Origin of the sequence: Collinsella sp. TF07-1, from assembly GCF_003437235.1 — a bacterium.
In the GTDB taxonomy this organism is placed as follows: domain Bacteria; phylum Actinomycetota; class Coriobacteriia; order Coriobacteriales; family Coriobacteriaceae; genus Collinsella.
Map to the genome: position 1 here is coordinate 106,149 of NZ_QSRV01000002.1, position 24,424 is coordinate 130,572.

The 24,424-nt window shown below is 60.6% G+C and carries 21 protein-coding genes; 5 read left to right on the forward strand and 16 right to left on the reverse strand.

The features are described from left to right. Positions 1-74: 74 nt before the first annotated feature. The 5 genes from DXC67_RS01450 to DXC67_RS01470 all read right to left on the reverse strand — a co-directional run bounded on the left by DXC67_RS01450 (position 75) and on the right by DXC67_RS01470 (position 4,938). Positions 75-1,028 carry an ROK family protein gene (locus tag DXC67_RS01450; RefSeq protein ID WP_233503120.1) on the reverse strand — a complete coding sequence of 318 codons (954 nt, stop codon included), beginning with the start codon at positions 1,026-1,028 and terminating at the stop codon, positions 75-77. 240 nt (positions 1,029-1,268) lie between these two features. Next, positions 1,269-1,601, reverse strand: coding sequence for a PTS lactose/cellobiose transporter subunit IIA (locus DXC67_RS01455; RefSeq protein ID WP_199410549.1), 333 nt, complete (start codon positions 1,599-1,601; stop codon positions 1,269-1,271). A gap of 9 nt (positions 1,602-1,610) precedes the next feature. Next, positions 1,611-1,913, reverse strand: a complete 303-nt coding sequence (locus DXC67_RS01460) for a PTS sugar transporter subunit IIB (protein WP_055285538.1) — start codon at positions 1,911-1,913, stop codon at positions 1,611-1,613. Between the two features lie 160 nt (positions 1,914-2,073). Then, positions 2,074-3,417, reverse strand: a complete 1,344-nt coding sequence (locus DXC67_RS01465; protein WP_117637075.1) for a PTS sugar transporter subunit IIC — start codon at positions 3,415-3,417, stop codon at positions 2,074-2,076. A 120-nt stretch (positions 3,418-3,537) separates the two neighbouring features. Further along, the gene (locus DXC67_RS01470) at positions 3,538-4,938 is read right to left on the reverse strand and encodes a glycoside hydrolase family 1 protein (RefSeq protein ID WP_117637076.1); all 1,401 of its coding nucleotides are present in this window, start codon (positions 4,936-4,938) and stop codon (positions 3,538-3,540) included. Positions 4,939-5,240: 302 nt separating this feature from the next. Between DXC67_RS01470 and DXC67_RS01475 the strand changes: the two genes are divergently transcribed. Continuing rightward, positions 5,241-5,960, forward strand: a complete 720-nt coding sequence (locus tag DXC67_RS01475; protein WP_117637077.1) for a GntR family transcriptional regulator — start codon at positions 5,241-5,243, stop codon at positions 5,958-5,960. A 72-nt stretch (positions 5,961-6,032) separates the two neighbouring features. Beyond that, complete coding sequence (locus DXC67_RS01480) at positions 6,033-6,965, forward strand: type I phosphomannose isomerase catalytic subunit (protein ID WP_369831353.1); 933 nt, start codon at positions 6,033-6,035, stop codon at positions 6,963-6,965. Positions 6,966-7,246: 281 nt separating this feature from the next. On the opposite strand, the gene DXC67_RS01485 is transcribed toward DXC67_RS01480, so the two are convergent. Further along, complete coding sequence (locus tag DXC67_RS01485; protein ID WP_117637079.1) at positions 7,247-10,147, reverse strand: ATP-dependent helicase; 2,901 nt, start codon at positions 10,145-10,147, stop codon at positions 7,247-7,249. Positions 10,148-10,503: 356 nt separating this feature from the next. Continuing rightward, positions 10,504-11,484, reverse strand: a complete 981-nt coding sequence (locus DXC67_RS01490) for an undecaprenyl-diphosphate phosphatase (RefSeq protein WP_117637080.1) — start codon at positions 11,482-11,484, stop codon at positions 10,504-10,506. Positions 11,485-11,733: 249 nt separating this feature from the next. On the opposite strand from DXC67_RS01490, the gene DXC67_RS01495 reads away from it, so the two are divergent. Next, positions 11,734-12,171, forward strand: a complete 438-nt coding sequence (locus tag DXC67_RS01495) for a universal stress protein (protein WP_055285548.1) — start codon at positions 11,734-11,736, stop codon at positions 12,169-12,171. Positions 12,172-12,373: 202 nt separating this feature from the next. Here the strand turns inward: DXC67_RS01495 and DXC67_RS01500 are convergent, their stop codons facing one another. The 4 genes from DXC67_RS01500 to purH all read right to left on the reverse strand — a co-directional run bounded on the left by DXC67_RS01500 (position 12,374) and on the right by purH (position 16,865). Continuing rightward, on the reverse strand, positions 12,374-13,417 hold the full coding sequence (locus tag DXC67_RS01500; protein WP_117637081.1) for a sensor histidine kinase: 1,044 nt from the start codon (positions 13,415-13,417) through the stop codon (positions 12,374-12,376). A gap of 9 nt (positions 13,418-13,426) precedes the next feature. Continuing rightward, positions 13,427-14,098, reverse strand: coding sequence for a response regulator transcription factor (locus tag DXC67_RS01505; RefSeq protein ID WP_117583591.1), 672 nt, complete (start codon positions 14,096-14,098; stop codon positions 13,427-13,429). Between the two features lie 177 nt (positions 14,099-14,275). Continuing rightward, on the reverse strand, positions 14,276-15,007 hold the full coding sequence (locus tag DXC67_RS01510) for a hypothetical protein (RefSeq protein ID WP_117637082.1): 732 nt from the start codon (positions 15,005-15,007) through the stop codon (positions 14,276-14,278). Between the two features lie 250 nt (positions 15,008-15,257). Continuing rightward, positions 15,258-16,865, reverse strand: coding sequence for a bifunctional phosphoribosylaminoimidazolecarboxamide formyltransferase/IMP cyclohydrolase (gene purH / locus DXC67_RS01515; RefSeq protein WP_117637083.1), 1,608 nt, complete (start codon positions 16,863-16,865; stop codon positions 15,258-15,260). Between the two features lie 265 nt (positions 16,866-17,130). Here purH and DXC67_RS01520 point away from each other — a divergent pair, with 265 nt between their 5' ends. Continuing rightward, positions 17,131-17,772, forward strand: coding sequence for a GNAT family N-acetyltransferase (locus DXC67_RS01520; protein ID WP_117637084.1), 642 nt, complete (start codon positions 17,131-17,133; stop codon positions 17,770-17,772). A gap of 452 nt (positions 17,773-18,224) precedes the next feature. Here the strand turns inward: DXC67_RS01520 and DXC67_RS10355 are convergent, their stop codons facing one another. Continuing rightward, positions 18,225-20,171, reverse strand: a complete 1,947-nt coding sequence (locus DXC67_RS10355) for a DUF2207 domain-containing protein (protein ID WP_158551264.1) — start codon at positions 20,169-20,171, stop codon at positions 18,225-18,227. A 509-nt stretch (positions 20,172-20,680) separates the two neighbouring features. Between DXC67_RS10355 and gluQRS the strand changes: the two genes are divergently transcribed. Then, complete coding sequence (gene gluQRS, locus DXC67_RS01530) at positions 20,681-21,700, forward strand: tRNA glutamyl-Q(34) synthetase GluQRS (protein WP_255413181.1); 1,020 nt, start codon at positions 20,681-20,683, stop codon at positions 21,698-21,700. A gap of 15 nt (positions 21,701-21,715) precedes the next feature. Here the strand turns inward: gluQRS and DXC67_RS01535 are convergent, their stop codons facing one another. The 4 genes from DXC67_RS01535 to DXC67_RS10285 form a co-directional block, all read right to left on the reverse strand. Beyond that, entirely contained in the window at positions 21,716-22,441 is a 726-nt protein-coding gene (locus tag DXC67_RS01535) for a metallophosphoesterase (protein ID WP_117637086.1), read from the reverse strand. Continuing rightward, positions 22,438-23,076 carry a metallophosphoesterase gene (locus DXC67_RS01540; protein WP_117637087.1) on the reverse strand — a complete coding sequence of 213 codons (639 nt, stop codon included), beginning with the start codon at positions 23,074-23,076 and terminating at the stop codon, positions 22,438-22,440. Before DXC67_RS01540 ends, DXC67_RS01535 begins: the two co-directional genes overlap by 4 nt. A gap of 9 nt (positions 23,077-23,085) precedes the next feature. Further along, positions 23,086-23,841 (reverse strand): metallophosphoesterase, encoded by a 756-nt coding sequence (locus DXC67_RS01545; protein WP_089572443.1) that lies wholly within the window; start codon positions 23,839-23,841, stop codon positions 23,086-23,088. Positions 23,842-23,969: 128 nt separating this feature from the next. Beyond that, entirely contained in the window at positions 23,970-24,335 is a 366-nt protein-coding gene (locus DXC67_RS10285) for a hypothetical protein (RefSeq protein WP_117799814.1), read from the reverse strand. Positions 24,336-24,424 lie beyond the last annotated feature (89 nt).

Genomic DNA, 24,424 nt, shown 5'->3' on the forward strand with positions numbered 1-24,424 from the left:
GGGGCAGGCACGGGGGCCAAGGCTGTCCCTTTTGCACCATGTTGGTGCAAAGTAACCTGTCCCCCTTGCACCAGCTATTTACCGGCGGCGCGCAGGGCTACGTAGGCGGCACCGATGATGCCGGCGTCGTTTCCGAGCGAAGCGACATTGATGGGTGTCTCGCGCGAGGCGGAAAGCGCGTACTGCTTAAAGTGCTCGCGAACCTTGTCGAGGTAGACATCGGCCGAGGCGGAAGCGCCGCCGCCGATGAGGAACATCTCGGGATCAACCACGTTGGCAATAAGCGCCAGTGCGCGGCCGAGATAGTCGGCCATGGTATCGGCCGCGGCAAGCGCGAGCTTGTCACCCTCGCGGCAGGCCTGGAACACGTCCTTGGAATCGGAGGGGCCGGTGAGCTCGATGGGCTCGACGCCCGCCTTCTTGCACTCGGCAAGGTAGTTGCTCACCACGCCGGTGGCGCTGGAATACTGCTCCAGGTGGCCATGGCCGCCGCAGCCGCAGGTGCGCTCCTCAGCCGGGTTCAGGCACATGTGGCCAATCTCGCCGCCGGCACCCACAACGCCCGACACCACGTCGCCGTTAACGATAACGCCGCCGCCCACGCCGGTACCGATGGTGACTATCACGACGTTCTGCACGCCCTTGGCAGAGCCGAGCCAGGCCTCGCCCATGGCAGCGGCGTTGGCATCGTTCTCGTACTTAACGACCGCGTCGGGGCAGTGCTCCTGGATGGCGATCTTAAGCTCGGGCAGGTTAATGGCAATGTTGGCCTTGACCTTGGCATCGCCCGACGCCGGGATAGGGCACGGAACAGCCAGGCCAATGCCCGCCACAAAGGCACGCGGAATCTGCGCCTTGGCAACCACCTGGTCGATAGCCTCGGTCACCGCGGCAAAGCCCGCAGCGTCAACGATGGGAGGCGTAGGCACGCTGGCCTTGGCAAGCAGGTTACCGTCTTCGTCGAACAGGCCCTCCTTAACCGAAGTGCCGCCGACGTCAATGCCGATATAGTACTGCTTAGGTTCCATGGGAGCCCACCTTTCTCGTTTAAACATTGCCTGTATGGTACCGCTCCCAAGGCAAAAACCTACCAAAAAGGGACAGGTTTGTTTGGTAGGTTTTATCTGGGGAAACACGCGGTACCAGCCAACAGGCCGCGTAAACCTTTGCCAAAAACAACGAGCGCCGAGAGGCGGAGGCTCCCGGCGCCCGTGAAAGGGACTGTATTGTCTGTTGGACTGCACGGTCCATCGCGGCGATAACGCCGACTAGGCCTGAAGCGCCTGCAGCTGCTTGTGGATCTCGATGAGCTCCGTCGCCATGACGCGCATGGTCTCGGTGCCGGCCATCTGGTCCTCGGCATGCAGCAGAATCAACGGGGCCTCGCCGTTACGCTCGCCGTTGGCCTCCTTTTTAAGGAGCCCCATATGGACATCGTGGCCACCGTTATAGGCCTCGTCGCCCTGCTTGATAAGCTCCTCGGCGGCGTCAAAATCGCCCTCCTTGGCCTTTTGCACGGCATTGATGTACATGCTCTTGGCGGTACCGACGTAGCTGATGATCTCGAAGCAGGTCATCTGCAACTCGTTCATATCCTCCATATGCTGCACCTAGCCCATCACGCTGACGCAGTGGTCGATGATGCCGGCAGCGTTCATGCGGCCGTAGTCGACCATGTTGATGACCTCGACTGGGAAGCGGCCAGCGGCCTCCTTCTCAAAATCGCCCTTGGTGTAGCCGATCTGCGGGCCAAGCAGCAACATGTCGCACTCGTCCAGGTGATCGTGGGCCTCGTTCATGGGACGAGCCTCGATCTCGATATCCAGACCACGGTTTGCAACCTCGGCCTGCATCTTCTGGACCAGCAGGCTCGTGGACATACCGGCATTGCAGCAGAGCATGATCTTCTTCATGGTTTCCTCCTTATAACTGCGCGGTGCGCAGACGACGACTGGTTTCATTCTTTGCGGCTATTGTTCCCACCCCCTGCATCTTTACGCAAGGGAGAGAGCTGCGGGCACCGGCACCGCGTACCGGCGCCCGCAAAGGTGAAAGGGACGACCGTTAGGCGTTCTACTCGGCGAGAGCCTCCTGCTTGGCGATTGCCTTCTCGGAAATCTTCATAAAGGGCAGGTAGACGGCCATGCCAATGACAATCTCGAGAGCCTGCCACACGCCGGCGCGCCAGTCAAAGCCCGTAGCGAGCAGGGCATTGATGACGGGAGGCATAGTCCAGGGCACCTGGGCGATGCAGGGGCTGATGATGCCTGCGCAGGTAAGGCCATAGGTGATGCCGATGAACAAATCGGGAAGAAGGACAAACGGAATCATGAGCGGCAGGTTGTACACGATGGGGTAACCGTAGATAACCGGCTCGTTGATGTTGAACAAACCAGGCAGGATAGCCATCTTGGAAACGGTCTCGGAAGCCTTGTTCTTGGAGAACAGGAGCGTGTCGAGCAGAAGCATGAGGGTGCAGCCCGAGCCGCCGATGAGGGCGAAGCTGTTAACGATCTGCATGTTCATGTAGTGATCGGGCTGGATGGTGCCACCGGCGGCAAAGGTAGCCATGTTGTCGACGATGAGCATGGTCAGGATCGGCTCGACGGTAGCGCCAGAGATGGTGGACTGGTGAATACCGACGCAGAACAGCAGGTTAGCAAGGGTGTAGATGAGGATAACAGCCCACGGACCGGCGTTCATGATGTTCTTGAGCGGGTTGGAGATGCACGTGGAGATGATGGTGCACAGATCGGTGCCGGCGCACACGGCGAGCAGGGCTGCGGCAAGAGCGAAGATCGCGAGGTTGAGCAGCATCGGGATCATGACGTTGAAGGAGTTGGAGACCGCGGGAGGCACGCCCTCGCCCAGCTTAACCTTGAGCTTCTCGACGCCAGAAATCTTGATGAAGAGCGAGACGGAAAGCAGGGCGATGATAATAGCCGAGAACAGCCCGTTGGTGCCGGTGTTGGCAGTCGAAAGGGCGCCCGTGACCTCGGCGGAGGTGATCTTGTCGGTGAGCAGCGGGCTCGTGGCGGCAAGCGTGGCGGTGATCTGCTGCGGCATCATGATGACGAAAGCAGAGATAGCGACGACCACGCAAGCGAGCGGGTTATCGAAACGCTTGTTCTTAGCGAGGCTGTAGCCAATCAATCCGGCCAAGATAATGGCAGAGACGTTGAGGGTGCCCAGCGTAATTGCCGAACCCCACGTCTGAAGGTTGGCAAGGCCCGCCGCATCGAGCGGGAACAGGGGGAACACGACGTTGTTAATAAGAACCGCGATACCCGCAAGGATATAGAGCGGCGTGATGGTCGCGAAGGCATCGCGCAGGGAACGCAGGTGAACCTGGTTTCCCACCTTCGCAGAGACCTCGGCAAACTTGTCGAGGAAGCTCTTTCCGTTGTCACTGGCCATGATTGCTCCTAACTTTCAAATCCGGCCTTTTCCTATACGCACGGTGGCCTGTCGCCCTCTGCCACCAGATGTGCCATGTGTTGCGCGCGGCGGCGCACGGTCTGGGCGTTCGCCCGGTCGCTAGTCAACCACGTGGGTCGTGGCGACCTGCTTGAGCCAGGCCGCCGACTTCTTAAGGCGGCGCTTGTAGCCGTCCATAAGGTCGACCTCGACAAAGCCGTAACGATTCTTAAAGGCATTGGCCCAAGACCAGTTATCGATAACGGCCCAATAATGGTATCCGCGGCACTTGGCGCCCTCGGCAATTGCCTTGGCAACCCACTCCAGGTGCTGGCGTACAAAGTCGACGCGGTAGTCATCCTGAATGGTTCCTTCGGCGTCACGGTTCTTATATTCGTCCATGATGCCGATGCCGTTCTCGGAAACGAACCACTCAAGATCGGGGTAGTTCTTGGCGCAGTCCATGCCAAAGTCGTAGAGGCCCTGCGGGTAGATCTCCCAGCCGCGGCTCTCGTTCATAACGGCGTCGGGCCATACGTACTCGTCGGCAAAGTGCGGCAGGCCGTACTGGTCGACCTTGCTCGCCGGCGCTTGAACGCGCGTGGGGTGGTAGTAGTTGCAGCCGAGCCAGTCAACAACACCCTGCTTGAGAATCTCTTGGTCGCCGGCACGGAACGGGAGCTTAACGCCGCCCTTGGCCAGGCTGTCGAGCACGTCGGCAGGAAGCTCGCCCTTGGTAATAAGGTCGAGCCACCAGCGATTGTTGATGCCGCTGGTCATACGCACGGCCTCGAGGTCCGCCTCGTTGGGGTTCTCCTTGGTGTAGACCGGGGTAAAGCAGTTGATCATGCCGATTTTGGCATCGGCGCGAATAGCGCCCTCGTCATAGGCGCGACGATAGTTGGCCACGGCCAGCGCGTGCGCCAGCGAGATGTGATACTGCACGGTGCGGGCGCGGCTAAAGTCGTGGAGCTGCGGGAACCACACGCCCTCCTGATAGCGCTGCTCGGGCTCGACGATGGGCTCGTTAAAGGTGAACCAGTACTTAATCTCCTGGCCAAACTCGTGGAAGGCGACGTCGGCATAATGCGCGTAAGCCTCGACGACCTCACGGCTCTCCCAGCCGCCGCGGTTAAAGAGGTAGGTGGGCATGTCAAAGTGGTACAAGTTGACAAACGGCTCCAGGCCGGCCTCGCGAGAGGCGCGGAACAACTCGTGATACCACGCGGCGCCTTCCTCGTTGAGGTTGCCGTCGGCATCGAGCAGACGGCTCCACTGAATGGAAGTGCGATAGGTATCCAGGCCCAAGTCCTTCAGAATGCGAAGGTCTTCCTGGTACTTGGCCATAAAGTCATTACCGGCATAAGAGCCAACGCAGTTGTAGAACGAACCCAGATCCTGGATGGACCAGGTGTCCCACAGGTTCTCGAGCTTGCCTCCCTGGTTCCACCGACCCTCAGTCTGCGGGCCGGACATAGCGGCGCCAAAGAAGAAGTCACGGGGCAGCTGATACTGTGCCATCAAAGTCCTCGCTTTCGTGTCTTAGAGCTTCCGGTTGGAGACGGGTTTGCTTTGGCAGGTTATCCGGCGCGGGCGCACACCGGTCATACCGATATCCAACCCGCCAAAACAAAACCGTCCTCAAACAGTACAAGGAAACGCCAATGCATCTCGCTTGTTGTCTGTAACTATAGCGCTCTAATTTTCTATGTAAAGCGTCTTTTTCATTTTTCTTTATCGAACTTCTTTCATGAAAGCCATATGGATGCTTTTTAAGTAGGTATACTTTCTAAATATCGACGCAAATATGAAGGGAGGATTGCATGATTCCCAAATACGAGGCGATAGCTGCAGATATCCGTCGAAGCATCGAGGACGGCGCACTTAAACCGGGCGATAAGTTGCCCACCGTCGTTGAGTTCTGTGAGCTCTATGGCGTTTCCAAAATCACCGTCAAACGAGCGATTGAGCAGATCACCGAGGAAGGCCTTATTACCAGCCGGCGCGGATCGGGCACCTACGTCAAGGACACGGCGGGACTTCCAGGCCAGGTGTTTTTTCAAGGCAAGAACGACCGTGCCCAGGGTTTTTCGTATGAGCACCGCGGGGAAAAGGTGACCTCGGTGGTCTACGATTTCTCGATCGTCAATCCGCCGGCAGAGGTTGCGACCCAGCTGGGAATGGCCGAGGATGACTTCGCCTATCACATCGTGCGCGTGCGCCAGGTCGACGAGAAGCCCATCGTCATCGAGTACACCTATATGCCGCTCGAACTGATCCCGGGCCTTAAAAAGAAGGACCTGTACGGATCGGTCTACGGCTTTATCCGCGAGCAATGCGGGCTGAAGATTTCGAGCTTCCATCGCACCATTCGCGCTGTCGCGGCAACTGAGGAAGAGGCTGAGCGCCTGGATACCAAACCCGGCTCTCCCCTGCTCGAACTCAACCAGATTGGCTTCTTGGATAGCGGCACCGCATTTGAATATTCTATCTCGCACAACGTAGGCGACCGCTTTGAGCTGCACAACGTAACGCTGGCCTAGTTTTGTAATCCGGTGGGTGCTCGTTTTGAGCTGTCTTACGCGGCACCCGCACAACCTTATGGGAGTATGCACATGTCCGATTTGATTAAACTCACGCCGATCTTCCACGAGAAGATCTGGGGCGGCCGCCAGCTGGAGACCGTGTTTGGTTACGACATTCCCGAGGGCCCCATCGGTGAGTGCTGGGCCATCTCAGCCCACCCCAACGGCGACTGCCAGATTGCGGAGGGCCCGTATGCCGGCCACACGCTGTCGTGGCTGTGGGCCGAGCACCGTGAGCTCTTTGGCGACTGCGAGGGCAAGGAGTTCCCGCTGCTCATTAAGATTCTGGACGCCAAGGACGACCTTTCGATCCAGATTCATCCCAACGACGAGTACGCCGCCGAGCACGAGAACGGCAGCCTGGGCAAGACCGAGTGTTGGTATGTCCTGGACTGCGAGCCCGGCGCCACGATTATCGTCGGGCAGCGCGCCAAGGATCGCGCTGAAGCCGCACAGATGATCAAGGACGACCGCTGGGACGACATGCTCAACGTGCTGCCGATCCACAAGGGCGACTTTTTCCAGATTGATTCCGGTACCGTGCACGCCATCAAGACCGGCACGCTCATTTTGGAGACGCAGCAGTCGAGCGACGTGACCTATCGCCTGTACGACTACGACCGCCCCGGCACCGACGGCAAGCTGCGTCCGCTGCACATTGAGCAGAGTCTGGATTGCATCAACTTTGATGCTCAGGCTCCGGTCGACGGTACCGTGACCGCGCCCGAGGTCGATGGCGTGACCGAGCTCGAGTCCAACCCCTGCTACACCGTCGATCGCGTGCGCGTCGACGGCAGCAAGACCCTCGACCAGCGCTGGCCCTTCATGTGCCTGTCGGTCATCGACGGCGAAGGCACCGTCTGCGGCGAGGCAGTCCATAAGGGAAGCCATCTGCTAGCCCCCAGCACCGTCGCCTCCATCGACCTCGAAGGCAAAATGGAGCTAATCATCAGCCACCTGTAAGCCACCACAACAACCCAAACGCAACAAGGGGCTCCCCCGTCCACATACGGGAGAGCCCCTACTCATATCCATATATCAGCCCACCCGGCTCTCCAGACCAAAAAGCGAACAGGCAGAGCGACGCTCGCAAGCAACGCTACCCAAGGCCCCGGACAGGCGGCAAGGACAACGTCGATCGCGAGTTCCGCACGCAAAGGAGGCCACTTAATGTGGCCTCCGTCTTGCGCAGGACTGTCCGAGCAGGCGACGTTGTCCTTGGCGCCTGTCCGGGGCCGCCGGGATTACGACAGCTTGACAATCGGTGCAAAGCCCTTCATGAGCTTTTTGGTCTGGCCGGTCTTTTCGAATTGAACCTCAATCATGTCTCCGGCGACCGAGATCACGGTACCCGTGCCAAAGGTCTTGTGGCTCACGGTATCGCCCGCGGCAAAGTCCTGCGACGCGCTGGTGCGATCGACCTTGCGCTCCACCGTCGGCGACACCTTGGACGACGGCTTTTTGGCTCGCGGCGCGCCCGAGCCAAAGGTCGAGGCAACGCGGCCGGCGTCAGGCGAAACCCCACGATGGCGCTCAGTACCATAGCTGCTGCCGCCAAAGAAGTCGTCAAAGCTCGACCCGCCGCGCGAGCCGGAGCCGCCGGTCGAGCGCGTATGCGAACCAAACACCTTGCCGCCATACATATCCGAGCCCATGCCCGAGCCAAAGGTGCCGTGACGGTCGCCGCGCTTTTCCCAGCCCGTGCCCTCAAAACCGGCAGAACCGATGCCGCTAAACTCGATATCCTCAAACGGAATCTCGTTAAGGAAGCGCGAGCGCGGGTTGGCAGAGGTCGAGCCGTAGGTGCGACGCGTGGCCGCATAGGTCAAGAACAGGCGCTTACGGGCACGCGTGATGGCGACGTAGGCCAGGCGGCGCTCCTCCTCGAGCTTGCCCGGATCATCGCTGCCGCCAAAGTCGTGCACGTGCGGGAAGATACCCTCCTCCATGCCGGCCACGAACACCGCGGGGAACTCCAGGCCCTTGGCGGAGTGGATGGTCATCATGGTGATGGCATGCGTCTCGCCGGCCAGGGAATCCAAGTCGGAGCGCAGGGCCAGCCACTCCATGAGAGCAGGAAGCGCCTTACAGGTGAGCGGACCGTAGGTGCGCTCGATCTCGTCGACATGCACGGCACCCGCCGGCATCTCCGTCGGCGCGGCATACGCGTTGCCCGCAATGGCGGCGGCCAGGGCATCCTGCGGCGAGAGCGCCGGGGCGGCTAGGCTATCGAGCGGATTGGAACCTGCGGCATCACGCGCGCCAACGAGCGCCTCAAACGAGGATACCGGGGCAGACGGTCCCGGCTCGGGCGCAGGTGCGCTCACCACGACGGGCTCGGGCTCGGCGCCGGCAGGCACGTCGGCAACACCGGCCGCGCGCAGCTCCTCTAAGCTCTCGAGCGTACCCTCGATATCCTCGTGCGTCTCCTCAAATTCGGCGGCCACGCCCAGGAATTCCTGGATGTTCTCGGCGCGGCTCTCGGATTCCATGGTGCCCTCGGAGCGAAACGCCTGCAGCAGGCCCGTCTTATCGACAATCATCTCGACAACGTCCTTGAGCTCGCCGTCCATGCGGCGGCCCTCGCGCACCAGCGACACAAAGCTCGACAGGCCATTGCGGACCTTGGCGCTAAACATGCCCGTCTCGGCGCACGCAATCTCGCAGGCCTGGAAGAACGAGCAACGGTTGTCGCGCGCCAGCTGCTCGATCTTTTGAATCGAGGTGGAGCCGATGCCGCGACGCGGCGTGTTGATGACGCGCTTGACGCTCATCTCGTCGGCCGGGTTCACGATCATCTTGAGGTAGGCCATGACGTCGCGGATCTCGGCGCGGTCGAAGAATCGCGTGCCGCCGACGATCTTGTAGGGCACGCCCGCGCGCAGGAACATATCTTCGAGAATACGCGACTGGGCGTTGGTGCGGTAGAACACAGCGATATCGTCGTAGCTCGTGCCCTTGGCATGCAGCTTTTCGATCTCGCCAGCAATCCAGCGGCCCTCGTCGCGCTCATCGCTTGCCTGGAAGGCCTGGATCTTCTCGCCGTCGCCCTCGGCCGTAAACAGGCGCTTTTCTTTACGCTGCGAGTTGTGACGCACCACGGCGTTGGCGGCGCTCAGGATATGACCCGTGGAGCGGTAGTTCTGCTCCAGCTTGACGGTCTTGCAGTTTTTAAAGTCCTTCTCAAAGTCCAGGATATTGGTGATGTCGGCGCCACGCCAGCTATAAATGGACTGGTCGTCGTCGCCCACGACCATAAGGTTTTGGTACTTGGCGGCCAACAGGTTGGCGATCTCGTATTGGACGTGGTTAGTGTCCTGATACTCGTCGACGCTAATGTAGCGGAAGCGCTCCTGGTACTTATCGAGCACCTCGGGGCGGGTGCGCAGCAGCTCGAGAGCGCGCACGAGCAGGTCGTCAAAGTCCATCGCGTTGGCGGCGCGCAGGCGGCGCTCCAGCTCCAGGTAGACCTGCGCGGCCTTTTTGTCGTTGGGGCTATCGGCGCTCTTGAGCATGTCCTCGGGCCCAATCATGGCGTTTTTGGCCGAGCTGATCTTGCTGCGGATCATGTTGATGGGGAACTGCTTTTGCTCAATGCCGAGCGCCTGCATGATGTCACGCACCATGCGCTTTGAGTCATCGTCGTCATAGATGGTGAACTGACCGGTGTAGCCCAGCAGGTCGGCGTCCTCGCGCAGCATGCGCACGCACATGGCGTGGAAGGTGCACACCCACATGCCGCGGGTGCCACTGGGGATGAGTGCTGCCAGACGCTCGCGCATCTCAGCCGCGGCCTTGTTGGTAAACGTGATGGCCAGGACCTGCCAGGGCTTAACGCCCAGGTCGCCAAGCATATGTGCGATGCGGAAGGTCAGGACGCGGGTCTTGCCCGAGCCGGCGCCGGCAAGGACCAGCAGCGGGCCCTCGGTGGTCAGGACCGCCTCGCGCTGGGCGGGGTTCAGGCTATCGATATCGACGAACGGCTTGGCGGGCTTGGGCGCCGGAGCCGGGGCGTCGTAGATGTCGAGCGGAACGAGCTCGGGTTCCGGCGCGGCGGGGACGGTGTACGCATCGAGCGGCACGGGCTCCGGCGCGGGCGACACGGGCGCGGCAGTGTTCTTTTCCCAGGGCAGGGGCTGGGTCATGGGCGACTCCTCATCTGACGGACGGCGCGCCTGCGGGCAGCGCCATAGTTTGAGCCGTATCAGTATACCGAGCCGCGCGGACACCGACGCAAATCACACCACGACTCCGTGCGCCGCCGTCAGGCCCGCCCCAGCGAATTTGGTGCAAAGGTGTCAGGTTTGTCTGCACCAAGCCGGTACAAAATAACCTGACCCCAATGCACCAATCAGGGAGCCACCGATGTCATGGCAGCAGCAGCGAGCGGCGGCCAGGGCGAACAAATTGGCATGAAAAGAGGACGGCATAGACCTTTTGGTCATGCCGCCCTCTTTGAATGACAAGTTGTCGCCCTGGCCGCCGCGCAGCGTCGACTAAGTTAAAGGCCGAGCATCGGCTCCAGAACAAAGAAGTATGCGAGCACTACGATGCCCAGGATGATGCGGTAGACGCCGAAGCACTTGAAGTCGTGACGGCGGACGAAGCCCATGAGCCACTTGATGGCGATGAGCGAAACCACAAAGGCCACAACGCAGCCCACGCCCAAGATGGCGATCTCGTTGGTGCCGAACGTGCCGCCCTTGATGAAGTACTTGACCAGCTTGAGCGCACTTGCGCCAAACATAACGGGAATAGCCAGGAAGAACGTGAACTTAGACGCCACCGAACGCGTGCAGCCCAAAAGCAGGCCACCGATGATGGTAGAACCGGAACGAGACGTACCAGGCACCAGCGAAAGCACCTGGAAGCAGCCGATACCCAGCGCAGTCTTCCAGCTCAGGTCCTCGAGCGTAGTGATGGAGCCAAAGTCCAGGTTATCGTCATCGTCCTCATCCTCGGCGGTAGCCGCGGCGGACGCCGCAAAGTGCGCACCGGCAGGACGTTCACCCGACACCACAGCACGCGAACCAAACGAACCGGCAACGGCCATTTCCTCGCGCTTGCTCGCGCGCCAGTTCTCGATCACGATAAACAGCACGCCGTACACAATGAGCGCCAGCGCCACGACGGGAGCATTGTAGAAATGTTCCTCCATCCAGTCGTTGAGCGGCAGGCCGATCGCCGCCGCAGGAATGCAGCCGAGCACAATCTTGCCCCACAGCACCCAGGTGTCGCGGCGGCCCTCCTTACCCTTGCTGGGCGAGAACGGGTTGAGCTCGTGGAAAAACAGCACGCAGACAGCCAGAATGGCGCCGAGCTGAATCACGACCAGGAACATATTCCAGAACGTCTCGCTCACGTTCATCTTGACGAACTCGTCCACCAAGATCATGTGACCCGTCGACGAAACGGGCAGCCATTCGGTGATGCCCTCGACCAGGCCCATGAAGGCAGATTTTAGAAGCTCGATAATATCCAAAGGGACCCCCTCGTTAGACACCCGCCGGTAGATGTTCTGCGGACGATGCGGGCGATGTCCCATTATCAACCGTTGGCGGTGCGACCGCGCCTACCCTTACCAAAAAACTCGCCCGTTCACAGAATTGCGAGCGGTCAAACCGAAATCCTTGGGTATAACTGCAACAAGATAAAGTGTCCGGCGGCCAACGCGCCCGCGCCCGCCCGACGCACGAGCCCCGCGCCCGTGCGATAGACCAAGGAGGAAACCATGAACGAGGGCTACACCAAGGTATTTGTTTCACTCGACGGTACTGAGCAGCAGGATTTTGTGCTCGCACGCGCCATCAAGGTCGCCGCGAACAACGGCGCTAAGTTGATCATCGGGCACGTCATCGACTCCACCGCGCTCGAGAGCGCCGGTTCCTATCCGGTCGACCTGGTCAACGGCTTGGAAGAGGCCTTTAACAACTCCATCGCCAAGCAGCTCGAGGAGGCCAAGGCCAATCCTGACATTCCCGAGGTCGAGGTCATGATTCGTACCGGCCGCATTCGCGAGACGCTCAAGGATGAGATGCTCGACGTGGTCAAGCCCGATCTGGTGCTCTGCGGCGCCCGCGGCCTGTCCTCAATTAAGTACGCGCTACTGGGCTCGATTTCGACGTTCCTGCTGCGCAATACGGACTGCGACATTCTGGTCGTGAAGTAGCGTTGCTCCCACCGGCCGCGGGGCCTGCGGGGTTTCCACGGGCACGTCCTCGCCGCGTTGCGGCTGCGGGATATGCCCTTAGGAAACCCCTCCCGGCCCTGCGGCCTTCGCAGCCTTACTTCAGCGAGTTGGCTGATAAAAGATGGCGTGCCGCCCCGTTTGGGGTGGCACGTTTTGTTTGGGCGGACGTCTGCCGCGTGCGTTACTCGAAATATTGGAACTTATTCGTTGAAAACGCGAATGTTACGACAAAGCCTTCGCCGGAGTCGGATGCCGCCGTGACGTCGATGCCCATCTTGGAGCATAGGCACGCCACCAGGTAGAGGCCGATGCCCGTTGCGCGCTTGGTGGTGCGGCCGTTGTCGCCGGTAAAGCCCTTCTCGAACACGCGCGGCAGGTCTGCCGCACACACGCCGCAGCCGTTGTCCGCAACGGTGAGCTCGATGCGCTCGCTCGCCAGGCCCTCGTCCAGTAACGCGCCCGAAAACACGATCTTCGCGCCGTCCTCGCGCGCATATTTAATGCTGTTCTGAATGAGCTGGCCCAGGATAAACTCGAGCCATTTTTCGTCGGTAAAGACCTCGAAGTCGAGGTTCTCGCACACCGGAGCCACGTGCGCCGCAATGAGCTCGCGCGCGTTGGCCTTAATCGCACCCGTCACCAAGGTCTTAAGGTCCCAGCGGCGAATCAGGTAGTCGCGCTCCACGACTTCCGAGCGCGCGTAGTACAGCGCCTGGTCGATATAGCGTTCCACGCGAGCCAACTCGCGACCCAGGTCATCGACACGTGTTGGGTCATCTGCGCCGCCGTCGAGGTTTTCCAGAATCAGGTGAGCCGCCGCCAGGGGCAGCTTGGCCTCGTGGACCCAGCTCTCGATATAGTCGCGATAGTCTTCGGTCTGACGCCGGCCCTCGGCAACCTCGTCGCAGGCGGCTTTGCCCACCCGGCACAGGACCTCGTACTCGAGCTCGCCCTCGGCATAGGTTGGGCATTGCACCATCTCCTGCACCCATGCGGGACTCTCGAGCTCCTCTGCCGCGCGCTCCAACTGACGCAGAAAACGGCGACGGCGAGCGTACTCGATCACGATGCCGAGCATACCGAAGATAAAGGACACGCCAACCGCCACGACCACGATAGAAACGGGTGCGCCGGCGACCGTCAGCACAAAGCAGCTCAGCAGCACGCCGCACGTCCACACGGCGACGGGAAGCAGTGCATCTTTAAAGAACTTGCCAAACGACATAGCCGGCCCCTAGACCGAATAGCCTTGGCCGCGATGCGTCGTCAAATACCCCTTGATGCCGATTTTTTCGAGCGTGGTGCGCAGGCGGTTGATGTTGACGGTGAGCGTATTGTCGTCCACGAAGGCGTCGGAGTCCCACAGGTCCTGCATGATGGCCGAGCGCGAGACGATCTTGCCCGCGCGGCTCAGGAGCAGCGAGAGAATGCGCAGCTCATTTTTGGTGAGCTCGGTGCTGTCGCCGGTCGCCGTGTTGGTGACCATAGAGCGGGCGAGGTCGAGCTCCAGCCCCTTGTGGACGAGCGTGCTGCGCTCGCCTGACGCCGCGGTGCGACGCAGCAGTGCGTTGATGCGCGCCACGAGCACGCGCGCGCTATAGGGCTTGGGAACAAAGTCGTCCGCGCCGAGCGTCATGGCCATGACCTCGTCGATCTCGGTCGTGCGCGACGTGAGGACGATGATGGGGACCTCGGATTCGCGGCGAACCTCGTGGCAGATATGCTGGCCGTCCTTGACGGGAAGCGTGAGGTCGAGCAGCACCAGATCGGGCGCGGCGGCGAGAATATCGCGCGAGACATGCTCGAACGATTCGCAGGCCTCGATTTCAAACCCGGCGCGGGCAAGGATGTCGATAAGCTCACGACGAATGGGCTCGTCGTCCTCAACGATATAAATCAGCGCCATGGATTCCGCTCCCTTCTTGGTTGTCTTGCCACCATTATGGCTGCGGAGCCGCAAGTACGCGCCTCGCGCGGCAACAAGGTGACAGAACTGTTCGCGAACGAAAGCGTTGGCTCGCCCCTCGCTCGCAACGGGCGCGGGGATCAAATGATTATTAAATCCCCGTCCCAGAAAAATCATTTAGCAGCGGGCACGGAGCTTTTCGTAGCCTTCGGCGAAGAAGGCGACCGTCGCGGCGTCGGCCTCGGCGGCGTCCGTCTCGGTTGCGGGGACCACGCCGTGCTCGTCGCTCACCAGGAACAACGCGCCCTTGAGCTGCGCGGGAATGTCTACGCGCGTGACCGGGATGCCCTTGGTCTGGGCCAGCTGCTCGATGAGCGTCGCCGTGCCGCACAGGAACTCGTCCGCCGGCGCCACAAAGGCGAGCTCGCCGTTGTTGACGGCAGCGAGCAGCTCGGGCGCCACGCCGGTTTCGTCGGCCTCGGAGCGGGCCTCGGCGGAGCGGGCACGCAGCGCCTTGGCCGAAGTATCGGCCAGCGGCTCGTACTCACCCACCGTCATGGCGGCATTGCCGTTAACGTCGATCACCAGCATGAGCACGCCGTCGTGCGCGGTGTAATCGCCCTCGGCAAGCGACCACTCAACGTGCTGCTTGGCCCAGCTGAGCATGTTATGGGCAAGCGGCTCGCCCTGCACCAAGCGCTCGGACAGCGCGCGAATGTGACGGTTGAGCATGGGCACCTTTTTGTTGGACATGCGCCAACGGCAGATAAGCGCGGGCTTGTCGAGCGTAAACTTCTCGACCGCCTCCTGATTGGCGCAAAAGTCCTCGTACGCACGCTGGTCCTCGGCATTGCCAAACAGCTCTGCATCATCAATCTGGGGCATGGTCATACCTTTCGTGTTAGTCATTCCGTCCTCTTATACCAAAAAGACGGCCCTCCAAACGGAGCGGCCGTCTTTTGCAGAGATAATTTTAGAAGCGAGGCGGTCCAAGGGACGAGATAACATCCCATCCTCCCCAGTCAACCTAACAGGTCGGCGAGGGTTGCCCAGGTGCCGCAGATTGCCGTGAAAGAGGAGCGACGCGTACTTGGGTACGCGGGCGACGAATGAGCGGCAAGGTGCGGTGGTTGGGCAAGCCGCAGCGCCACCTCCCTACTTAATGGCGGAAGTGGCGCGCACCCGTGAAAACCATCGCAATATTGTGCTCGTTGCAGGCCTGGATGCTCTCGTCATCGCGCTTGGAGCCGCCGGGCTGGATGATGCAGGTCACGCCGTGTGCGGCAAGCACGTCGACGTTGTCGCGGAACGGGAAGAACGCGTCGCTTGCGCAGGCAAAGCCGCCCTTCTCCACGCCCTCGCGCTCGCAGAAGTCCTCGGCGCGCTCGCAGGCAAGCAGCGCAGAGTCAACGCGGTTGGGCTGACCGGGGCCCATGCCAATGCCGGCCTTGCCCTTGGAGACCAGGATGGCGTTGGACTTGACGCCCTTGCAGACCTTCCAGGCAAACTCGAGCTCGGCCATCTCGGCATCGGTGGGCTTGCGGTCGGTGGGGAACGTAAAGGTCGCGGGGTCCTCGGTCACGTGGTCGACCTCCTGCACCAGCATGCCGCCGTCGATGGAGCGCAGTTCCACCTGGGCGCCGTGGTCCACGCCGCCGGTAGCCAGCACGCGCAGGTTGGGGCGCTTGGCCATGCGCTCGAGCGCCTCGGCAGTGTAGCTCGGGGCGATGATGACCTCGACAAACTGCTTGTTCTGATCGGCAAAATGCTCAACCAGCTCAAAGGGAACCTCGCGGTTGCAGGCGATGATGCCGCCGAAGGCGCTCTTGGGATCGCAGGCGAAGGCGCGGTCGTAAGCGGACGTAATGTCCTCGGCAACGGCGGAGCCGCAGGGGTTCTGGTGTTTGAGGATCACGCAGGCAGGCTCGTCGAACTCGCGGACCAGGTTCCAAGCGGCATCGGCATCCAGATAGTTATTGTAGCTGAGCGGCTTGCCCTGGATCTGCTCGGAGCCCACGAGCGGAAACTGCGAGCTCGCGGTGTTCTCGCAACCCTCGGCAAAGCGGTAGACCGTAGCCTTCTGCTGCGGGTTCTCACCATAGCGCAGGTCATCGACCTTCTCCAGCGAAATCTCGAGCTTGGCAGAGGTATCCGCCACGTCACTTGCCTGGGCGGCAAGCCAACGGGAGATAGCCGTGTCGTAGGCGGCGGTGGTCTGGTAGACCTTCACCTGCAGGCGACGACGGGTGGAAAGCGTGGTGCAACCGCCGGTCTCGCGCATCTCGGCAAGGACAGCGTCGTAGTCGGCCGGGTCAGAGATGACGGTAACGCTCGCAGCGTTCTTAGCGGCGGAGCGCAACATGGAGGGACCGCCAATGTCGATGTGCTCGATGGCGTCCGCAAAGGTGACCTCGGGGTTGGCGACGGTCTTCTCGAACTCGTACAGGTTGACGACGACCAAGTCGATCAGCTTAATGCCGTGCTGAGCGGCCTCCTGCATGTGCTGCTCGGAATCGCGGCGGGCCAGCAGCGCGCCGTGAACCTTGGGGTGCAGGGTCTTAACGCGGCCGTCCATCATCTCGGGATAGCCCGTGAACTCCTCGATGGGGGTTACGGGAACGCCCGCGTCCTCGATGGCACGAGCCGTGCCGCCCGTAGAGATGATCTCGACGCCAAAGTCATCGACCAGCGTCCGTGCGAAATCGACGACACCCGTTTTATCGGTAACCGAGATCAACGCGCGTGCGATCTTCACATCAGATCCCATGCAGTCCTCCTGTCTGGTACGCCGCCGTGCTCTGTGAGTCGGTGATACGTCGATCTGCAGCGCTCGCGCAGCGGCATTGAAAATACTGATTCAATGTAGCGCATCGAGCGCATCGATGCACCCCGCAACGGGCGCATGTGCAGAAAAAGTTTGCGCGCGGAGGGGATGGGCACGGTGAGTTCATGGAACACAGGGGCACCATAATTAGATGCCAATAGCGTGGTAGAACTGTGCTCGATATGCATCCGCAAAAGAAAGAGGCACCATGGTCTCGCGGGTTCTCTACCGACCGTTTGATACCGAAGACTTCGACGCCATCGCGCTGATTCTGCAGCAGCTTTGGCATAACAAATTGGATAACGATGAGTACAACCGCCTTGAGGCCGCGTGCGACCTCGCCTATTGCCTTTCGTCATCGACGTTTTCGCAGGTTGCCGTAATCGACGGTCAGGCGCGTGGCATTTCGCTCGCGCGTGCGGGACAGAGCTCCGGCGCCACCGTTAAGGAACATTGGATGGATACCGAACGCGCGCTGCTATCGCAGATGCGTGAGCTGGAGCCTGATGCCTGCGCCGAGTATCTCTCGTTTGTGCGTGCAACCATCCGAACCAACAACCGCCTGCTCGAGAGCAGCCCGTTGCCGCACGACAACGAAGTCACGCTGCTCGCCGTCGATCCCGATGTCCACGGCCTGGGTGTAGGCTCAGTGTTGCTCGATGCCGCGGTCTCGTACCTGTCCTCGCGCGGGGCGACAAGGGCGCACCTGTACACCGACTCCAACTGCTCGTGGAAGTTCTACGAGTTGCACGGCTTTAAGCGCACGGCCACGCACCGCGCCAACCGCGAAGAGCGTCGTCACGACATGCCGCGCGAAAGCTATCTCTACGAACTCGACCTAACAGCCTAGCCCAAGCAGCCACACCTGGTCATTTAAGAACGTCCCCAATGACTGATCCCCAACAACTAGTCATTTAAGTCTGTCCCCAATGAGTGGCCTAGGGGGTTTGTAGATAGCCCTGGTCAAAAAACATCAAATATGAGTACTGTTACCTTTTTAGTAGCAGCGATTTGGGACATTTTTGACGCTTGTAGGCATGACGACCAGCTGCATGAGCTGACGTAGCTCCCCAAATGTTCAATAAAATGGGCTCCTAACGAGAAGTACTCTCATTAGGAGCCCATTATTATGTGCAAACATATGTGACCAACGCAGCAACAGTACTCATATTTGGCATTTTTTGTCCACTGCCCCTTGCGCGAAGGTCCTCAGCGGAAAGTTTGACCCGTTTCGATGCACAAAAATGGGATGAATCTTCCCTGGCAACCGCCCAGAAAGATCCACCCCAAAGCAAGCGCTCGCTAGAACGTTCCGCCGCCGCCTCCGCCGACGCCGCCACCGCCGCCACCGGAAAAGCCGCCACCGCTGCCGCCGCTCGAGCTATCGGAACTCGAAGCCAGCTCGCGGATGGTCTCGTGGTACACATCGTTGAACGAATCGAGCGGGGACTCGTTGCCGTAGTGATGGTAATACCACCAGTAGCAGGGGTAGTTGTCGTAGAAATCGTCACTGTTGCGCAGGTCCGCAGGCACGGCTTCGGCCAGCTGTCGCAGCACTTCTTTCGAAACGCCCAGGGCAACGCCCATCACCAGAAACTTGTTCCACAAGATCAGGTCGCTGGGGACGGCCTCCTTCAGACGCGTAAAGTCCTCGAGCCAATGCTTGAGCGCCTTGCAGCGAGCCGCCACCTCGGCGCCCTCCGGCGTGTAACGGCGGAAGGTGCAGCTCAGGACAAAGCCCACGATCGTGACGGGGATCGAGATCATAGCGGCGCCGACATTGGCGTCCGCAAAGTCGGTATAGAACAGAGAGCCCAAAATGCCAAAGACAATGATGATGCCGAGAACCAGGCCGGCCACCATCGCGATAGTGCCATCCGATGCGATAAACTCGCACTCCTCCAGCTTGCCCTTAACCGTGCTCTGATAGTCCTCGAGCTTGTCGCCAACAGATTCAGTACGCTCGCTGGCATACTCCTCCAGCTCGCTAAACGTGCGCGAACGGACGCCGTCTTTATCGGGCTTAACGCCAGCGAAGAAGACCTTGAGCACGTCGCGATCGATGCCGTCCTTCTTGGCAGCCTTCCAGGCCTCGTCGGTCACTGTGATGCGATACGTCTGCTCCTCTTTTTCGCGACGGAGCAGACCCTTCTTCTTGGTCTCGGTCGCTTCTTCCAGCTTGATCACGCGGTCGTCGGTCAGCTTCATCAGCGTGGCGATATATGCCTGATCGGGCACGTCGTTCCAGCTCATAAGAGTTGCAAGCACCGCGGGATGATCGGCGGAGGGCACATCGCGGAAGTACTCGTCCTGGAAGAGCGGCTTGGGCTTGGGCCTGCGCAGCTTGAGCATCACGATTACACCGGTATAGGCAACCGCCACAACAACACACACCACGGCAATCGCGCTGGCAACCGCACGCGCGTGCTCACGGCGGGCGTTAGCTTCGTCGGCCCATTCCTTCTCTTCGCTCAGGATCGTTGACATGCGCTCTTCGCCCGAAGCGGCAAGCTGCGGCACCCAGTCGCTAGGGAAGGCGATGCGTGCCTCGGCGAATTCGCCCTGGTGCACGCAGGGAATGGTATAGGTGACCATGGGCTCGTCCGCATCGAGCGACACGTCGCCCGTCAGCGGGCCGTGGCCCCATGCGCGGAAGTTATCGCCCTTGACGGCAGCCGTCCCGGCAGCGGCATTTGCAAAGTAGACCTCCATCTCGACGTCATCGGAGTCCGCCGACCAGCCGTCGCCGACGAATTTCCAGTAGAGCTCGGCGGTATCGGCCCAGTTCATAACCGCACCGGTCATGGAATAACTCACGTAGTAGATTGCGCTGTCGCCGCTCTCGTGAGGGCTGAACACCTTAATCTTTACGCCGTCGTCGGACTGTTCCACCGTGTAAACGCCGTCGTCGCCTTTATTTGCGCTGTCGACCTTGTTAAACGCAGTGTCGTCTTCCTCGACGCTCAGCACATTGACGACCACCGAGCCGCCTTGCTGGTTAGAGCCTGTATTGATATCCCAATACACGCCGTTAATGTCATCGTCGAAATCGAACTGGCGTCCCTCGACAACGGTCAGCGAGCCATCGGCCTCAACCGTGGCACCGATATAGGTTTGGCTCATGGAGTAGCCGTCGGCGTGCGCGACGGCAGGCAGCAGCAACAACGCAAGCGCGACGAGTGCGCAGACGGAAGCGAACCGCGCAAACAGGCGGCGCTGCCGACAGGGCTGGGCAACGGGGGCGTTCATAGGCACATCCTTTGTCTGTGGTACCAGTAGCGTCATTGTCCCACGTTTGCGGGTTCATGTGACGAACATCTAAGTCAGCGGAGCGTCAAAACGGGACAAAAGTCACGCCCGCCGCCGGCACCTGGTGACGTTCCCTATCTGCCGGTAATCTGGAACACTCCTTGGCATAGCCCGCTCCGGCAATAGATACCACTTCATAGCTCCATCACAGGTGTAGCGGCTTTGTGTGGGCGCGGCATTCGCTGATTGAGCCGCCAGTTGAGGGGCATAAAGCAGTTGAGCGAAAACGGTTTGCCCCTTTGCCGTCCGCTTGAGGATCATGTCCCCCTTTTCCGCGGAACCCCGGCAGTTGCGAAGAGCTGCCGGGGTTTCTGTCGTTTGAGGGCTAGATTGATTGACGACGATTAAGGCGCCGAGCCGGTGGTCCGGCACGCGCAACGTGTGGCCGCGGCAACTTGCGAGCATCGACGACGCCTCCCCTCACCTCACCCCGCGCTATACTCGTCCGCATGGATATCAACGCATGCAACATAGCAACGCCCGCCGTGGCCACGTCGACGGCGACCAACAGCAAGCTCGTCCCCGCCCCCGCGCCTGTCGTGGGCCGTTTTGCCCCGTCACCCTCGGGCCGCATGCACCTGGGCAACGTGTTCAGCTGCCTGTGCGCGTGGCTTTCGGCCCGCAGCCAGGGCGGCAGCATCGTGTTACGCATTGAGGACCTGGACGATCGCTGCAAGCGCCCCGAACTTGCCGCTCAATTGATTGACGACCTGGCCTGGCTGGGGCTGGAGTGGGACGAAGGCCCCTACTACCAGCACGACCGCCTGGACTTGTACGAGGACGCCCTGCACCAGTTGCAATACGCCGGCCTCACCTATCCCTGCTTTTGCACACGCGCCGAGCTCCACGCCGCGAGTGCACCGCACGCGAGCGACGGCACGCCCATCTACCGTGGCGCCTGCCGAAGTCTTTCGGCCGAGGAGGTGGCCCGCCGCAGCGCCCTGCGCGCGCCGGCCACACGTCTGCGCGTGCCCACCGTCGACGACCTCGCAGACGACGTGATCGAATTTGTGGATCGCACGTACGGCGCCCAATGCGAAGCACTCGCCACCGAGTGCGGCGACTTTTTGGTGCGCCGCAGCGACGGCGTGTTTGCCTATCAGCTAGCCGTGGTGGTCGACGACGCTGCCATGGGCGTCACCGAGGTCGTGCGCGGATGCGACCTGCTGGGGTCCACGCCGCGCCAGATCTATCTGCAGCACCTGTTGGGACTGCCCACGCCGCACTACGCACATATTCCGCTGCTCATGGCACCGGACGGCCGCCGCCTTTCCAAACGAGACCGCGATCTGGACCTGGGCGAACTCCGCGCCCGCTTTGGCACGCCCGAAGCGCTGCTGGGTTGGCTCGCCGGACAAACAGGCATCGCGCCGGGCACCACGCCGCGCTCTGCCGAGCAGCTGGTCGAGCATTTTAGCTGGGATGTTATCCGCAAGCACAGGGAGAACATTACCGTAACGGCTGAGTAATCAGGCACCCCACCCCTACGCAACATCCCAGGGCTGGAGTTCGTCGCCCAGGCGAACGATGCAGTCGTAGAGCACGGTATGGCGCTCGGCCGGGTTGGCATCCCGATGAAAATGCCCGTAGTACCAGCGCTTGTAGTCCAAGCGGTCCTCCAGCTCATCGAAAAACGCCGTAAGCCGATCAACGGCGGGGCAATTCCAGCCGGGCGCCGGATAAAGCGTGGGCGAAAGCATGCGCGTAGAGCAGGTGTGGGTGACCACGTAGTCGACCTTCCAGCCCACGCCGTCGAGCTTTGTCCGCGCCTCCTCAAAGTTGCGCTCGTCCGGCAGCTCCTGCGGCCACCAGCTGGAATACGGAATGCGGTATTCCTTGTCCACGCTCGTGGCGCCGCCCATGGTAAAGACCGTTGAGCCGTCGAGTTCAAAAACCTCGCCGCGCGTCAGGCGCCGTATGGGCGAGGTGTCCGACAGGCGCTGTGTCAGTCCGCCGTGCCACAACTCCATGGGTCGCTCCGCCCAGTGGTCGAAACGTTCGTGGTTGCCGTCGACGAACAGCACGGTATAGGGGCGCGACTCCAGCCAAGCGATGTCGGCGCACTCCTCGGCAGAGAAATCCCACGGAAGGCCAAAGTCGCCGGCAATGATGAGATAGTCGTCGCTCGTCAGGCTTTCCCCAAGATCCCAATCGCGCAGCTTTTGCATGTCAGCGCCGCCATGGACGTCGCCCGTCACATAGACCGTCATCGGATCACCACTTCCCTCTTATAGGTTTCGAGATCGCGCTCGACCTGCTCGTCGCCCGTGGCGTTGACCCACCACGGCCACTTAACGCAACACACCGGCTCGTCTACCTGTGCAAACCACGACTTGAGCTCCTCCAGGCTCACCGGGGCGTAGCCGTTGGCGTCCACGCCCACGTCGTAGCGCAGCAGCCCCTGCCGAAGGTTGAACTTGTTATACGCGTCGCCACAGCTGTGGATATGCCCGTGCAAATGCCAGCCGCCGTGCGACATACCCTGCCAGTCGACCATGGGATAGTGGCTCAGCACGATTTTCTGACGGTCGATCTTGAGCACGCAAATGGGCGGCTCGACGATAAAAGCATCCGCCACCGCAGGCTGCGTCCAGTCTTTATCGTGGTTGCCGGGCAGCAGATGGATGCGCTTGCATGCAATGCTTTTGCGCAACTCGTAGGCATCTTGGACCGTCATCTTAAAGCTGAAGTCACCCAAAATGTAAAGCTCGTCATCCGCAGCGACCTTGCTATTAATGCTAGCGACCATGGCGTCGTTCATCTGCCCAACAGTCGACCAAGGCCTGTCGGCGAGCCGCAGCATGTTCTCGTGCCCAAAGTGGGTATCGCTGGTAAACCAGATCATGGGGACCTCCTAACGCTCTTGCTCAAAATAGTCACTCGCCGTCTCATCCTGCCCATCGGCACATCGCGCTTCGATCGGCACGATATCTTGGTAGATAAGGCGATGCTTGTCATCGCGCCATTCATCGTCATGGTAATGGCCAAAGAACCAGGTGCGGTAGTCGAGCCGCCCGTCGAGCTCGCCCAAAAAGGCCTGCAGCGAATCGTCGTAGAACTCGCGATTGCACTCCATGCACAGCTCGTCAGCCAAATCGACCGGCGCCTCGTGCGTCACAACATAGTCGACCTTCCAGCCCGCGCGATCGAGCGAGGCGCGACAGTGTTTGATCTCGCGCTCACTCGGCATCTCCTCGGGCCACCACGTCTTTCCCTCCTGACGCCACTGTTTGTCATGGCTCGCGGCGCCACCCATGGCGAGCACCGTGGTCCCCGTGATGTCGAACACCTCGCCGCGCATCAGGTGCAGCACGTGCGGGCGAACCTCGTGAACGAGGCCCCCGTTCCACTCACGCATTGGCAGCCCCGCCAGCAGATGATGGTTCTCGTGATTGCCGTCGACAAAACACGTGGTCCAGGGCTTGGACTCAAACCAGTCGAGCCAGTATTTGTCGGTGTTCGAGCCGCTCCATATAAAGCCAAAGTCGCCGGCAACGATGACAACGTCATCGCGCGTCAGCGTTCGACCCAATGGCCAAACGCGCGACGAGAAGCGACTCGCCCCATACTCGGCAACACCGTGAACGTCTCCGGTAACGAAAATAGACATCAAACAACACCTCCGTGCTGTGCGACTCTGGACAAATCAATGGAAGAAATTGCAGGCCGGGCCGGCATCTGTATCCCTTAGGGCTTACCCTTCGTTCTTCCATCCAAACGGATCAAACACCCAAAAAACTAGATCGAGCACACTGTTGGCGGGCAGCATGTTGGGCAGGGCGTCTTGCCTCGCTTGAGTGCAGCCGCTAATGGTACGCTTGTTTTAATGGCGTTTTGAGGAAGGCTTTTGCACCCCGTAGAACGGTGGTAAATCTTGCCGTTCTTAGTGACGATTACCTTGATTTTTGAGGTATCCACGCTGCGGGGCTCGATGGGCGCAGCCACCTCTTGACGAGCTGGCGCTGTTTTCCAAGGCTTGCCTCTCGAAAAACCAAAATCGCAGAATCGATTGATATAGCTGTCGAAACATCCATCGAACAGCAACCCCGTTGCCAGACCCGCCATGAATCCGCAGGCGATCGCGGCCTCTCCTCTTATTTGCATATATCCCTCCTTAATCAATCTTGAAGAAAAAGGCGGCGCGCGCCGCAGAGCCCATGCCCCTGCGGTGCGCGCCAAAAACAGCGCGCTTC